Origin of the sequence: Blastomonas natatoria (assembly GCF_003201955.1) — a bacterium.
GTDB lineage: Bacteria > Pseudomonadota > Alphaproteobacteria > Sphingomonadales > Sphingomonadaceae > Blastomonas > Blastomonas natatoria.
Genome location: NZ_QJJM01000001.1, coordinates 425,740 through 438,883, shown reverse-complemented (window position 1 = coordinate 438,883; position 13,144 = coordinate 425,740). Strand labels below are relative to the sequence as shown.

Annotated in this window: 11 protein-coding genes; 2 read left to right on the top strand and 9 right to left on the bottom strand. The window is 64.1% G+C overall.

The window, feature by feature from the left end:
- Both C7451_RS02255 and C7451_RS02250 read right to left on the bottom strand, forming a co-directional pair.
- Positions 1–339: a hypothetical protein gene (locus tag C7451_RS02255; RefSeq protein WP_110297323.1), complete on the bottom strand. Its 339-nt coding sequence runs from the start codon at positions 337–339 to the stop codon at positions 1–3.
- A 98-nt stretch (positions 340–437) separates the two neighbouring features.
- Positions 438–854 carry a MerC domain-containing protein gene (locus tag C7451_RS02250; protein ID WP_110297322.1) on the bottom strand — a complete coding sequence of 139 codons (417 nt, stop codon included), beginning with the start codon at positions 852–854 and terminating at the stop codon, positions 438–440.
- An 81-nt stretch (positions 855–935) separates the two neighbouring features.
- Between C7451_RS02250 and C7451_RS02245 the strand changes: the two genes are divergently transcribed.
- Complete coding sequence (locus tag C7451_RS02245; RefSeq protein ID WP_110297437.1) at positions 936–2,177, top strand: GTP-binding protein; 1,242 nt, start codon at positions 936–938, stop codon at positions 2,175–2,177.
- Between the two features lie 2 nt (positions 2,178–2,179).
- On the top strand, positions 2,180–2,746 hold the full coding sequence (locus C7451_RS02240; RefSeq protein WP_110297321.1) for a DUF1826 domain-containing protein: 567 nt from the start codon (positions 2,180–2,182) through the stop codon (positions 2,744–2,746).
- 31 nt (positions 2,747–2,777) lie between these two features.
- Here C7451_RS02240 and C7451_RS02235 read toward each other — a convergent pair whose 3' ends face one another.
- From C7451_RS02235 to cobT, 7 genes are all read right to left on the bottom strand, one after another.
- On the bottom strand, positions 2,778–3,851 hold the full coding sequence (locus C7451_RS02235) for a YihY/virulence factor BrkB family protein (RefSeq protein WP_110297320.1): 1,074 nt from the start codon (positions 3,849–3,851) through the stop codon (positions 2,778–2,780).
- Positions 3,848–4,087, bottom strand: coding sequence for a hypothetical protein (locus tag C7451_RS02230; RefSeq protein ID WP_110297319.1), 240 nt, complete (start codon positions 4,085–4,087; stop codon positions 3,848–3,850). Before C7451_RS02230 ends, C7451_RS02235 begins: the two co-directional genes overlap by 4 nt.
- On the bottom strand, positions 4,087–8,331 hold the full coding sequence (locus C7451_RS02225) for a translocation/assembly module TamB domain-containing protein (protein WP_110297318.1): 4,245 nt from the start codon (positions 8,329–8,331) through the stop codon (positions 4,087–4,089). The genes C7451_RS02230 and C7451_RS02225 overlap by 1 nt, the downstream gene beginning before the upstream one ends.
- Positions 8,331–10,487, bottom strand: a complete 2,157-nt coding sequence (locus tag C7451_RS02220) for an autotransporter assembly complex protein TamA (RefSeq protein WP_110297317.1) — start codon at positions 10,485–10,487, stop codon at positions 8,331–8,333. The genes C7451_RS02225 and C7451_RS02220 overlap by 1 nt, the downstream gene beginning before the upstream one ends.
- 291 nt (positions 10,488–10,778) lie before the next feature.
- Positions 10,779–11,354: a histidine phosphatase family protein gene (locus C7451_RS02215; RefSeq protein WP_110297316.1), complete on the bottom strand. Its 576-nt coding sequence runs from the start codon at positions 11,352–11,354 to the stop codon at positions 10,779–10,781.
- 2 nt (positions 11,355–11,356) lie between these two features.
- The gene (locus C7451_RS02210; protein WP_110297315.1) at positions 11,357–12,145 is read right to left on the bottom strand and encodes an adenosylcobinamide-GDP ribazoletransferase; all 789 of its coding nucleotides are present in this window, start codon (positions 12,143–12,145) and stop codon (positions 11,357–11,359) included.
- Positions 12,146–12,147: 2 nt separating this feature from the next.
- A complete protein-coding gene (gene cobT, locus C7451_RS02205) occupies positions 12,148–13,143 on the bottom strand; it encodes a nicotinate-nucleotide--dimethylbenzimidazole phosphoribosyltransferase (protein WP_110297314.1) in 996 nt (331 codons plus the stop codon).
- Position 13,144: the final 1 nt, after the last annotated feature.

The following is a 13,144-nucleotide window of genomic DNA, read 5'->3' as shown; positions in this document are numbered from 1 at the left end:
TCAATCCTTTGTGGCCGTAAAGCGCTGCGACTGATTGGCAGCCGATTCCGCAGATACCGGTGTGAACGTTGCGCGTGCGATGTCTGCCCGCGCATCGGTAGCACTGGCCTGCGCCTGAGTGGACGAGGCAGATCGCGTATCGGCGGTATTCGCTGCTGCGCGCTGATCTGAGGAGTCATTCTGCTGCGTCGGTTTGTCGCTGGGTACGTTCCAGGCAGCGTGATGAGCAAAGGGATTGATCCGGGTGTAGCCAAAGCCTTCCAGATCGCACGCACTAGCCGCCTGACTCGTCGCCACAAAGCCCATCAGACCGATGATCGCAGTTGCCTTATTGCGCATGAACGAACCCTTTCCCGCTGACAGAGCAACGTTACAACATAACCCTGCCGATTGGCAAAGCCTTTGTTCGCAGATGCGGCATCCCGTTGCGAAGCTGTCTAGGCGTCAAGATAAGCCCTCGGGTGCCGGGTGAGCCAGTTGCTCACGTGCGCAAAAGCCAGCGACACGCTGCCCATGCTGCTGATCGCAATCTCGCCCGTCTCGGTCACCGGCAGAACAAGGGCCAGCACCAGCATGCCCAAACCGGCCAGTCCAGCGGCCATCACGAAGATCCGCTGCTGCCGCGCGGCTGAAACCAGCAGCCACAGGCTGACCGGACCGGCGATCAGGACGATCCACAGATGCAGATCGAACGGCAGATCCAGAGCGCGGCTGACCGCCGGGGACGAGGCGAGCAGCACCGGCAGGATCAGACAGTGCGCAAGGCACAGCAGCGACGCTGCGATGGCGAGGCCTTCGGCAATATCGGTTGTCTTCCCGGCGCTGTCCTCAGCGTCTCGACTGTCATCGGGCATTGGCACATTTCTCCACTTGTGCAGTTCGCCCTCAAACTATAATGATATAACATTACATATCAAGTCCAGGAGATGCACTTCATGCCGACTTCTGCAACTGCCCAGCCGCATAAACTGCCCGTCACGGTTCTGTCGGGCTTTCTGGGCGCCGGCAAGACCACGCTGCTCAACCATATCCTCGCCAATGTCGAGCGCCTGCGCGTGGCCGTCATCGTCAACGACATGTCGGAAGTGAACATCGATGCTGCGCTGGTGCTCGGCGGCGAGGCAGCGCTTGCCCGTGCCAACGAAGAACTGGTGGAAATGACCAATGGCTGCATCTGCTGCACGTTGCGCGACGATCTGCTGAAGGAGGTGCGCGCCCTCGCCGAAGCCGGACGCTTCGACTATCTGGTGATTGAAAGCACCGGAATTTCCGAGCCTCTCCCGGTCGCGGCAACCTTCAGCTTCCGGGACGAAGCGGGAGCCTGTCTGGGTGATGTGGCCACGCTCGACACGATGGTAACCCTGGTCGACGCCGTCAATCTGCTCAAGGACTATGCCAGCCACGAGTTCCTTGCCGATCGCGGCGAATCGCTGGGCGACGATGACACGCGCAGTCTGGTCGGCCTGCTGGTCGAGCAGATCGAATTTGCCGATGTCATCATCATCAACAAGGCCGGTGATGTCAGTCCGGACCACCTGGCACTCGTGACCAAATTGTGCGCGTCGCTCAACGCCGATGCACGGATCATCCCGGCGGATCGGTCGCAGGTCGCGCTCGACCAGATCCTCGGCACCGGCCTGTTCGATGATGACCGGGCAGCCGAACATCCGCTCTGGGCGAAGGAACTCTACGGCTATGCCAGCCATCGCCCCGAAAGCGAGGAATATGGCATCGAGAGCTTCGTGTACCGGGCCCGCCGCCCCTTCACCCCTCAGGCCTTTTACGACTTTCTGACAGGCAATGGCCTGGAGGGCGTCGTCCGCGCAAAGGGCTTCTTCTGGCTGGCGACGCGTCCGGCGTGGGTCGGCGAACTGGCTGTGGCCGGATCGCAGACGATGACTGCGCGCATGGGGCGCTGGTGGGCCTCCGTCCCCAAGAACCAGTGGCCGAATGACAATCAGTTCGAGGACTTCGTCGCCCACAACTGGGATCTGACCTGGGGTGACCGACGGCAGGAGCTCGTTTTCATCGGCATCGGCATGGACGAGGCGCGACTGCGGGCCGAGCTCGATCGCTGCCTGGTTGAAGCCGATGGTTACACCCCGCAGGCCTGGCGGCAACTGGCCGATCCGTTTCCGCAATGGGGTGAAAATGCCCGCATCCTGGAGAGTGCGTGATCATGGCAGTACAGACCCTTCTCGAACCGCGCGCAAAGGCCCATTCGCGCTGGGAGGCGATCCGCGATCCCCGAACCCGGATCGTGGTTGAAGAAGATGCGGTGCTGCTGCCGCGGGGCGATATCGGGCAACTGCTCGATATCGCCCCTTTCGGCTATCGGACATCAGGGTCACCGGACGCTGTCGTCGCAGGCCTGCCTCCCCTCCCCGCCAGCCTGGCCAATGCCATCGCCGAGCTGGCAGGTCGGTTTGCGGCGCTGATGCACTGCGGCACGGTTCGCGTGCGTCTCGAAGGCGTCACGGGCAACGCCTGCCGGAAGGTGCACGCCGACTATACCGATCTGAGGTTGATCTGCACCCTTGCCGGGCCCGGAACCGACTATACGCTGGGTGACGATCCCGATGGCCCGCTGCAACGAATCCCGGCAGGCGCCGTCGCCTTGTTCAAGGGACGCGAATTCGGACCGGGGCACAGCGCCTGCCTGCATCGCTCGCCGCCCATCGAAGATACTGGCGAGCGCAGACTGGTTCTCGTGATCGACACGCCGGCGCGTCACCCAGCCGAATAGGTTGCCGGCAGACGCCTCGGAGCTTGCCATCTCATTTCGGCGATCGGCTTGCCTCGCGGCGCTTCTGTTTTTCCAGAATGGCTCGCTCGGCATCATCGAGCACGACGGAATCTGCCAGCACGGCACCTCGCTGGCCCAATGGGCGATCGGCGCCGATGGTGGAATCGCGAAAGGTCTGTCGCTCGGTTTCGGCATTGATCTCCGCACCGATCAGCACCGCATAGGCAGACAGGAACAGCCACATCAGGAAGATGACGATGGTCGCCAGCGAACCGTACGTCGCGTTATAGTCGCTGAGATTGGCCGCATAGAAGCCGAAGCCCAGCGTGATCGCCAGCCACAGGATGGTGGATGCGATCGAACCCAGCGACAGCCAGCGCCATTTGGCGGCCCGCCGGTCGGGCGCGTAGCGGAAGAAGATTGCGAAGGTCGCGCTGACGAGCAGTGCCGCCAGCGCCCAGGTCATGGTCTGGATCAGCAGCAGCGCGCCGATTCCCAGAAGGGGTGAGAGGAAATTGCGGACATAGCCGAACAGCGAAATCGCGATAAGTCCGACGACCGCCACCCCTGCCATGCCCAGCGTGATCAGAACCGCGACCCATGTCGTGCGCAAGAAACTGCGGGTCTCGTGCTCTTCGTAGATGATGTTCAGCGCCCGCATGATCGCGCTTGCCGCCCGCATGGCGCCATAGGTCGAGAAAAGCAGCGCGAGAACCAGCCCCAACCCCTGCTGCGCACCACTGGTGGTCACGATCTGCAGCAGCTGCTCGCGCAGGATGACAAGCACTTCGGGCGGCACGACATCGACCAGCAGGTCAAGGCTGCTGGCTACGCTGGCGGGATCGGCAATCAGGCCATAGAGCAGCACCACCACCGCGATCAGCGGGACGAAGGCCAGAAAGGCAAAAAATGCCACGCCAGCCGCCAGCAGTGCAAGGTTGTGGACCTCGTTCATGATGTAAACGCGCTTGAAAATGGCCCACCACGCGCTCCGGGGCATGTCCAGCGGAGAGAGCGCCATCGCTCCCGGAACCTTGCTTGCCAGCGCATCGATATCCGCATCGTCTGGATGCTGGAGGGGAGATGGGACTGTCGGCGTCATCATCTCTCGGCCGCCTGAGGTGCAGCTTCAGGATGCGATGGGCGGCGGAACTCGGCTGCAGCCTGCTCGGCCTCTCGCGCCGCATCCAGCTGAGCTCTGGTTTCCGTTTCGATCTTCTGCGCCCTGGCTGAAAGCTCGCGCGATTGCTGTTCGAACTTCTCATCAAAGCCCGGCTCTGACTGGCAGGCGGGGAGCAGCGCCAGCGCCGCAAGAACGGCAAATGCAGGGCAGACGCGCATCAGTAATCCTTTCGGTATTGCACGTTGACGTTTGATCCGCCGAAACTGCCCACCTGGCTCAGAACGGAGAGCGCCTTGCTCAGGCTGATCTCGATCTGGGTTGCGGTGAAGCCGCGGGTGTCGGTGATGATTTCGACATAGACATCGTTGGAGATATACTGACCCACGGCAAGCGACGTACCGCGTCCCGTATCCTCGTCAGCGCCCAGGATGCGCAGCCGATCCACGCCGGAAGCCGATTGCAGCACACCCAACGGGTTGAGGCCGCCGCTGCCTCCGCGCAGGCTGTTCAGTGACGCAGCCAGCTGCACTGCCTGGATCGGCGTCAGTTCGCCGATGGAATTGCCGAACAGGATCCGCGCCATCACCTCGTCCTGAGGCAGTGAGGGTGTCGAAGAGAAGGCAATGTCCGGGTTCTCGCCGGTGCCCGATACGGCAATATTGACGAGGACATCCCCCGCCTCGCCACTCGCGCGAAGGTTGATTTCGGGGTTGGTCGCACTGCCACCGTTGAAGCGCAGACGCCCTTCTTCCAGATCAAACGAGCGACCGGCAAAGCCCAGCGTTCCCCGCACCAGGTTGATGCCGCCGGTGACGCGCGGATTGCCTGTGGTTCCGGTGACACGGATATCTGCCGACCATTCGGAATCGAGCCCCATGCCCGAAACGTAGATCTGGTTGTCCGCCACCACCTTCACATCGAGGCGCCAGTTGCTGGGGACGCCCGAAATCGGCTCGGGATCTCCCGTGATCCTGGCTCGGCCGAGTGCCGGCTTGCGGCGCACACCGGTCAGCTTGGCGACCTGAGCGGAGCCTTGGCGCACGATGCGATAGCGGGTTTCGGGCAAGGCGATCGTTCCAGAGATTGTCGCAGGCTGGGTCGCGCTGCTGATGATGCGCAACTGGCCGGTTGCGGTCGCTGCCAGGTCGTTGCCCTGCGCCAGACGCGCATTGTCGAGATCGAGCGCAAGCTGGATCGGAAAACCCTGGGCAGAGCTCAGCGAGACAAAGCCCTCGCCCTTGATGGTACCGTTGCCGGCCCGGGCGGTGAGTTCCTCGACCTGAAGCCGATCACCGGTAAAGCTGCCGCGTACCCGCATATTGGTCAGCCGCGTCCCATATTGTTCATTTCGGTAGCTCAGATTGTTCGCCCGGATGATGCCGCGCAATTGCGGCTGCTGTACGCGCCCGGTGAAATCTGCTGCCACCCCGATAGCGCCGGTCAGGCTCTGGTCCGGCAAGGCAGCAAGCGAGAAGAGCGTGTCGGCGGGACCATTATAGCGCAGACCTCCGCCGAGCGGTGCAGCAAGCAAGCGCGTCGTCCAGCTGCCAGCGCCGGGAGGCAGCGGGTTCAGACGGACCTGCATCCGGCCGATGACCGCACCGCGACGCCGGATGATGGCGTTCGCCGATCCGCCTTCGGATTCCAGACGGCCGACGACATTCATGTCCACAGGCTGCGATACCGATGCGAGGCTGGTTCGGGTAAAATTGTCGATGCTCAACCGTGCGTCGGCAGAAGGGAAGCTGGCGGGGCTGGCCTGTGCGAAATCGAGGCTGCCCGATGCACGCCCTCCCAGGCCCAGCCCAGGCATGATCGGATTGATCAGTGCCAGATCGACATCGCTCAGACGGGCCTCGACATTCATTCCGACACCATAGCTGCCGGCCAGCTGGATCGTGCCGCGCGACAGATCGATGGTGGTCGGCATCAGGCGATACTGCGCATTCTGCGGAATGATTCGCGCTGGCGCTCTCGTCTTGAAGTCGATGCCGTTGGCGCGCCCGTCCAGCGCGACGCGCCACAGGTCAGGCTGAAGCGCCGCATTGGCCGCGATGCGGAAAGGAAAGCCGTTGCGCCCCTCTGCCATCACCCGGGCGCTGCCCCGACCATTGCGGTAATCCACCTTGGCCCTAGCCGCTGCGATCTGAAGCTGGTTCATCCGGGCCGAGCCGATCTGCACATCGGCGACAATCTGCGGCCGTTCAGCCAGGGTCACGTCAGCGGCAACGATGGCGCGGCCGATGACAAGAGCTGCGGGGCCGGGCAATTTCGCGTCCCTTGCATTCAGCGCCACGATCGCGCGCTGATAGGCGCCGGCGGCAGACAGGCTGACATTGCCCGCAATCCCGGCGCCGTCGGCCACCAGTTGACCCGCAAATGGTCCGCGCGCGGTCTGCTGCAACCGTCCTGTGATGCCGATCTCGGCAAAACGGGTGCCGCGATTGACCATGACCTCCAGCGGGCCGCTGCCCATGAGAACGTTCACATCGGCAGCAAACGGGCCGTAATCGGTATCGCCGGAGCCGGTGACAGCATAGCTGTCGCCTTCGCCGCGCAGTGTTGCGACGACATTGGCCATTCCGACACCCAATCCGGGCCGCGCTGCCCTGACAGTTGCGACCGGGCGCGTGATGGTGCCGGTCACCGCGACTGAAACTAGACCATATTGGTTAGAACTTCCCCTGGCATCGAACCGGATTCGACCGTCCGTGCCGTAAGATCCGCTACCCTGTGTCAGGCGGAATGATGGTGCAGCCACCGTCAGCCGATCGACGCGCCCTATTCCATCGCTGCCATAGCTGACATTGGCATTGATCAGCGAATTGCCGCCCAGAAACTCGCGCAGGCCATCGCTCAGAATCTGGCTGGAACGTGCACGGATGCTCCCTGCCAGACGGAAACCGCCATTGCCGGTCGTCTGCAGGTCGATATCGGTTGCGACGTTGAAAATGCCGACGCTTTCGACGCGATAGCCATTGACGCGGCCATTGAGCGCGCCGGTATACAGCCCCGTGCCAAGATCGGCCAGAAGGACCGCAGTGGCGTCGATCCGACTGGACCGAAGGCGCATGTTGTCAGACATCAGCCGCGCATTGGAATAGGCAAGATCGCCCTCTAGCCGCACATTCTCCAGCAGGCCGCCCGCAGCGGCATTGAGCCCCGCGATACGGCTTGCCCGGGCTCGGACCGGGATGACCCAGGCATCCTTGTCCAGCCGTGCGGATCCGCTGGCACGCAATCCGATGATGGCGGTATCGCTGAATCCCAGCCGTGCTGCGTCGAGCTCATAGGCTATTGTCGGCGCCGAGAACGCACCGTTCATGGTAAGCTTGGCGGCAATCCCTGCGCCGTTCAGATTCTCGGCGATCGTCCCGGGGCGCAACAGGCGGAAAGCGATCGCCAGATCGCGCATCCGGCTTGTGCCGAGATCGACCAGCCCTTTGGCGTCGACAGCGAAGTTCGCGTTGCCAACCCGAGCGTCGACATCGAACCTGCGTTCATTCACCGTCGTGATGATGTTGACCGTCGTTTGGGGCGCCAGCAGCGTGCCGGGCTGCACTGCTAGCAACAGCGACGGGCTCATGTTTCCGCGCACGGCAAACGTGCCGTTGCGCGCGGTCAGTGCAATATTCGCCAGCGACTGCTCGCCCAGCGTGCCCTTGAGCGCGCCATTCCACGCATCCCAATCGCCCTTGCCGCTGACACTGACCCGCATCGGCTGGGCCACTCCGGTCAGACCTGCAACCAGCCCGTCGGCCGGCGCATCCAGCCTGAAGGCCAGATCGAGCACGTTGGTTTCCGGCACTGCGCGCAGATCGATGACCATCGTCTCGCCGCCAGCAAAATCCCTGCCAGCGACCGTTGACGCGCGTGCGCTGACGACAGCTGTCCGGTCGGCGATGTGAACCTTGCCCGCCAGCGAGGCGCGATGCTTCTGGCCGGAGACCGCAGCGTCGATGTCGATCCGGCGCAGCTGAATGTCGGCAATGTCGATGTCGAGATCCGGCAATAGCGGCTCGTCGGTCGGCGGAGTCTCGTTGAAGGCAGGCAGGCGGCGCAGACGCATCTGCGGCACGACCAGCGACCGGATATCGACATGGCTGCGGGCAAAGGCGAACGGTCGCCAGTCCAGTTCGACCAGTGGTGAGGATGCGAAAACACCCTGGGGATCGCGCAAGATAAGGTCGCGGATCGCCATCCGGCCATAAAGCGAACCTTCGATCGCGCCGATGCCGATGCTCAAGCCGTTCTCGAATTCCATGCCGGCAATCTGCCTGGCGACGAAGCGTCTGCCACTGCTGCTGTCCAGCCAGACATAGGCGACGGCCAGAATCGCGATGATCGATCCCAGCAGCACCGCCAGTCCGATGGCGATCCGGCGCGGCCAGGATGTGCGCGCCTGCGCCACAGGAACTGCCTGCTGCGTCTCATCGGATGCATTTTCCACGGGATCGGTCATCAGAAGGCCTGTCCGATCGAGATGTAGATCGCAACTTTGGATTCTCCCGGCCGCCGGTTGATCGGCGTTGCGACATCCAATCGCATCGGACCGAAATTGGTATAGAAGCGCCCGCCTATGCCGACGCCATAGCGCAGGTCGTCAAAGCCGGGGGTCGACCGCGTTGAAACCTGCCCGGCATCGACAAATCCGACGATGCCGTAATTTCCGAAACGATAGCGGACCTCTGCTGCCGCTTCGACCAGACTGCGACCGCCGATGGGGCGGTTATCGGGATCCTTCGGCCCGAGCTCCTGATAGCCGAAACCGCGAACCGAACCGCCGCCGCCGGCATAGAAGCGGCGCGAGGGGGCAATGTCTGGGCGATCCGCGCCATAGATCGATCCCACCCGCGCCCGCCCGGCCAGCACGATGCTATCGCCGACCGGATAATAGCCGGTCGCCTCGAACAGGCCACGACCATAGAATTGCGTACCGCTGCCGAGCGATGCTTCCGGCGACAGCTGGGCGGACAGGCGAAAGCCGCTCGTAGGATCGAGCAGGTCGTTCGAGCGATCCCAGGTGATCTGTCCCGGCAGTGCCGCGACATAATAGGTTCGCCGGTCCCGCTGCCCCAGTGCGAAATTGTAGTCCTGCTCGTTCGTTCCAAGCAGTTCGAAGCCATAGCTGTAGGTGATACGCTTTTGCCAGATCGGCGTGCTGTAATAGGACACGCGCCCGGCCAGCCTTCCGGTAAAGGCCTCATAGGCCGCAAAATCGCTGCGCAGCGCGGAAAGGCTCAGTTCCACTGCACGGTCGCGCCGTCCAGCATTGGATCTGCGGAAAGTCGCGGATGCCCCCTGCTCCTGCGTACCGGCGGTCGCGCTGACGATCAGCGCACCTTCGGGCGGGAACAGGTTACGGTGCGTCCAGCTGCCCTGCGCGCGGATTCCCTGTCCGGTGCCATAGCCTGCATTGGCTGCAAGGGTGCGCGCGGGTCCCGCTTCCTGATCGACCGCGAGATCGGCATATTGCGTGCCACCGGGCGCCTCGACGCCGGTCGGCTGCGGTTGCACCGCCACGGTCGAGTAGAGCCCGGTTGCGACGAGTGCCTTGCGCAGATCGTCGACAAGGCGGCTGTCATAGAGGTCGCCCTTCCTGAACCGGGCCAATTTGGTGATGTGGTCGGACTCGAACACGGTCGACCCGCGCGTGAGGATATCGCCGAAGCTGCTGCGCGGTCCGGGCGCGACGGGCAGCGTGTAATCGGCGCTCTCGGTCTCGGGATCGAGCAGCACGTCCCGCTGGCCGACCTGAACGAACGGATAGCCGCGCTCGGGAAGCGCAACGGCGATGTTCGCTTCCGCCGCCAGCACCCGTTCTGCGTCGAGCGGCTGGCCAGGCCTGGGCACAAAATTGCGCGCGATAAGGTCTGCAGGCTCTACCGGCGGGGCGTTGAACGTGATCGACGCCAAGCGATAGCAGGGTCCGGGCGAGGCAGTCAGCACGACCACCAATGGCCCCGTCCCGCCTTCGGGAAACTCGATTGCGCCATTGACCGTGGCATCGAAAAAGCATTCGCCGATCAGCAGATCGGCCAGCAGCTGCTGATCCTCGAGCATCCGCGCCGAAACCATCGCACCGTTGCTCGCCTTGCCATCGCCGTCGTCGAGCGCGGAAAGCTCTTCAAACCGGGCGCGGATCGACCGCGCACCGTCCGGCCCCGGCTCGGTTTCGCTCGCAGCGTTGAGCGTATCCAGCCCTTCGATCCGATAGCTGTAGCGAACGGCCTGCGTGACGGCATCGTCCGATTCGGTGTAGCGGCTGTCGTCAAATGGCTCGACGTCGAAACTGTCCAGCGGCTCGAGCGGCGCGGCGATATCAGGATCGTCGGGTAGCGGCGGCAGCATGGCATCGGGTCCTGCCGGGCCAGCCGCCTGTGCCTCCAGCTCGGCCTGCAGGGCGTCCCAGTCTTCGATCGAGCCCATCGGTGCGTCAGGATCGATCGCCGGGATGGTGGCGTCGAACTCTTCATCGTCAATGATCGGACGCTCGGCGGGTACAGCGCCGGGCTGTGCGGAAACCCCCTGTCCCGGCGATTGCAGAGCAAAGGCCGAAGGGCTGGCACACAAGGCTGGGAGAACAACGCAGCAAACCGAACTGAGGCGCAAAAACATCAACCATCCTGAACTTCAGGGCGCCTGGCTTGAACGTCCCCCGGCGCATTACGCGCGATCAGACGAATTGGTTCACGCACATGGGTTAGAAAGAGAGCAAGCCGCGCTGTCCGGCGCTCATTCCAATCATGCGCCGCACAACGTGATCGTCGTCCCGAGACATACCATCGGCCCCTGTGTCTGGCTGATGCGCTCGATCCGACCATCCCTATCGGCGCGGATTGCGGTGGGTCTTTTCGGATGCAAGGAACTGCCCAGGCTCTCGTCGGGCGCTCGATTCCCGGGCCCTGTTCAAGGTGTGGCCACCGGTTCAGTGCCGCACAAGCGCGCAATTTCGATCGCACCGCCTGGAGCGGGAACCAGCATCGGCCATTCGCCAACGCTTGCCGCATTCAAGCTGCCGGCAATCGCAGCGATAGGCCCGCCATGGGTAACGACCAGCACCCGCTGCGCCGGCAGGGAGCGCCAGGCAGCCAGCGATCTCGCGGCCAGTTCCATCGTGGTTTCGCCGCCACCGGGACGAAAGCGTGCGGGATCATTGATCATGCCGTCCATCGCGTCGCCTGTTTCGCGATAGATCGCGGCCCAGGTCCGACCCTCCCAGCTGCCAAAATCGCGCTCCCTCCAGGCGGAATCGGGGCTTGAAGCGACCCTGGCATGCGCGGCGACAGCATCAGCCAGGATACGCGCGCGGCGAAGGCCGGAATGCACCACCAGATCGGGCCGCCATCGGGACAGCTCCGGCGCAAGGGCGCGAACGTGCGCGCTTCCCTCCCGGCTGAGCCCCATGTCGCTCCGCCCATAGCAGCGTCCCTGCCAGGCACGCGCAACCTGGCTATGCCGAACCAGCAGCACCTTCTGCGCCATGGCTACGCCGCCACAGCCGCGAGCAGCAGGATCAGTTGCCCTGCATAGGCGGAAAACCCCAGACAGTCGCCGGTGCTCCCCCCGATCCGCCGGACAAGAAGCACGCGAAACCACAGGATGAACGCGCCCGCAGCCACCGTCGCCGCCAGCAGGGAGATGGGTTCAAGCAAAGCAAAACCCGTCATCCCCGGGATCGCGGTCGTCACCGCCAGGATCAGCACCTGCAGGCCGACGCCAGATCCGATATCCTTGGCAAGCCCCTCACCCTGCGGTGCCGGTGCGACGGATGCCATCAGCACGACGACCAGCAACCGCCCGAAACAGGCCGAAGCGACAAGCGTCAGGAATGCAGGCAGCGGCGTCATGCTCTCCACCACCGCCAGCATCAGTGCCAGCCGCAGCCCGATCGCGAGGATGAGCCCGACGCTGCCATAGCTGCCGATGCGGCTGTCCTTCATGATCCGTCGTACGTCGTCGCCCGTCCAGCCTCCGCCAAAGGCATCACAGAAATCGGCGACGGCATCCTCGTGAAACGCCCCTGTGAGCCAGGCCTCGACGACCAGAGCGATCAGCACGGCGACCAGCGTGGGCCAGAGCGTATCGGCGGCCAGTGCGACCGCGGCCGTGATCGCCCCGATCGCGGCGCCCACCAGCGGAAACCACCCGACAGCCTGCACCAACCCTGCCGAAATCTGCGCAGGCGAAAGCCGTGCGGTACCAGGAACCGGGATCCGCGTGAGGAACTGTATGGCGAGCACCGGAGGCGCCCAGACAGGGCATTTGCTGTCCATCGTCAAGCGCCGATATCCGCCAGCCGAGCGACATCGCACAGCAGCGCCGCAGCGCTGTCGAGCAGCGGCAGCGCCACCAGGGCGCCGCTGCCTTCGCCCAGCCGCATCTGCCATTCGAGCACCGGACTGATGCCGAGTTGTGCCAGCGCTGCGCGATGGCCGGACTCTGCGGACAGATGGCCTGCGATCAACACAGACCGTGTGCCCGGACACAGGCGTTCGGCGATCAGGGCTGCAGCGGTGGTGACATAGCCGTCGAGCAGCACGGGGACCCCCTGCGCCGCCGCTTCGGCATAGAAGCCCGCCATCGCTGCAATCTCGAATCCCGCGATGGCAGACAGGGCGCCCTTGTCGGTGCGGCCTTCCAGCCGTGCGACGGCCTTCGCCACGATATCGCGCTTGATCGCCCGCATCGCCGCATCCGCACCCGCACCGCTTCCGGTCGCTGTATCGGCATCGATGCCGACGAGCGCGTGGGTCAGGCACGCAGCGCTGGTGGTGTTGCCGATTCCCATCTCGCCCGCGATCAGCAGGCGATAGCCCTGATCAACGGCCGCCTGGGCTTCCGCCGCACCCAGCGCCCAGGCCGCATCGAATTGATCCACCGACATCGCCGGACCGACGCTCAGGTCCGCTGTTCCCGGCGCTACCGGCTGCGCGTTGAAATGGGCGGGCCATGGGCGGCGCGGTGGCTGGGCCATTCCGGCATCGACGACCCGGACATCGACGCCATGCGTAGTGGCCAGTGCGGCGCTGGTCGCCTGGCCCGTGAGGATCGTCTCGACCATCGCGGTGGTCACCGCCGATGGCCAGGCGCTCACCCCTTGCGCCACCACACCGTGGTCAGCGGCAAACAGCACCAGACGGCGCGGACGGGTGGCAGGCGTCAGCGACCGGCCTGTCACAGCCAGTTCCACGGCCAGAGCTTCCAGCCGCCCCAGGCTTCCGACAGGTTTGGCCAGCGCATCGAGCTTCGCATGGACATCATTTCGGGTCATC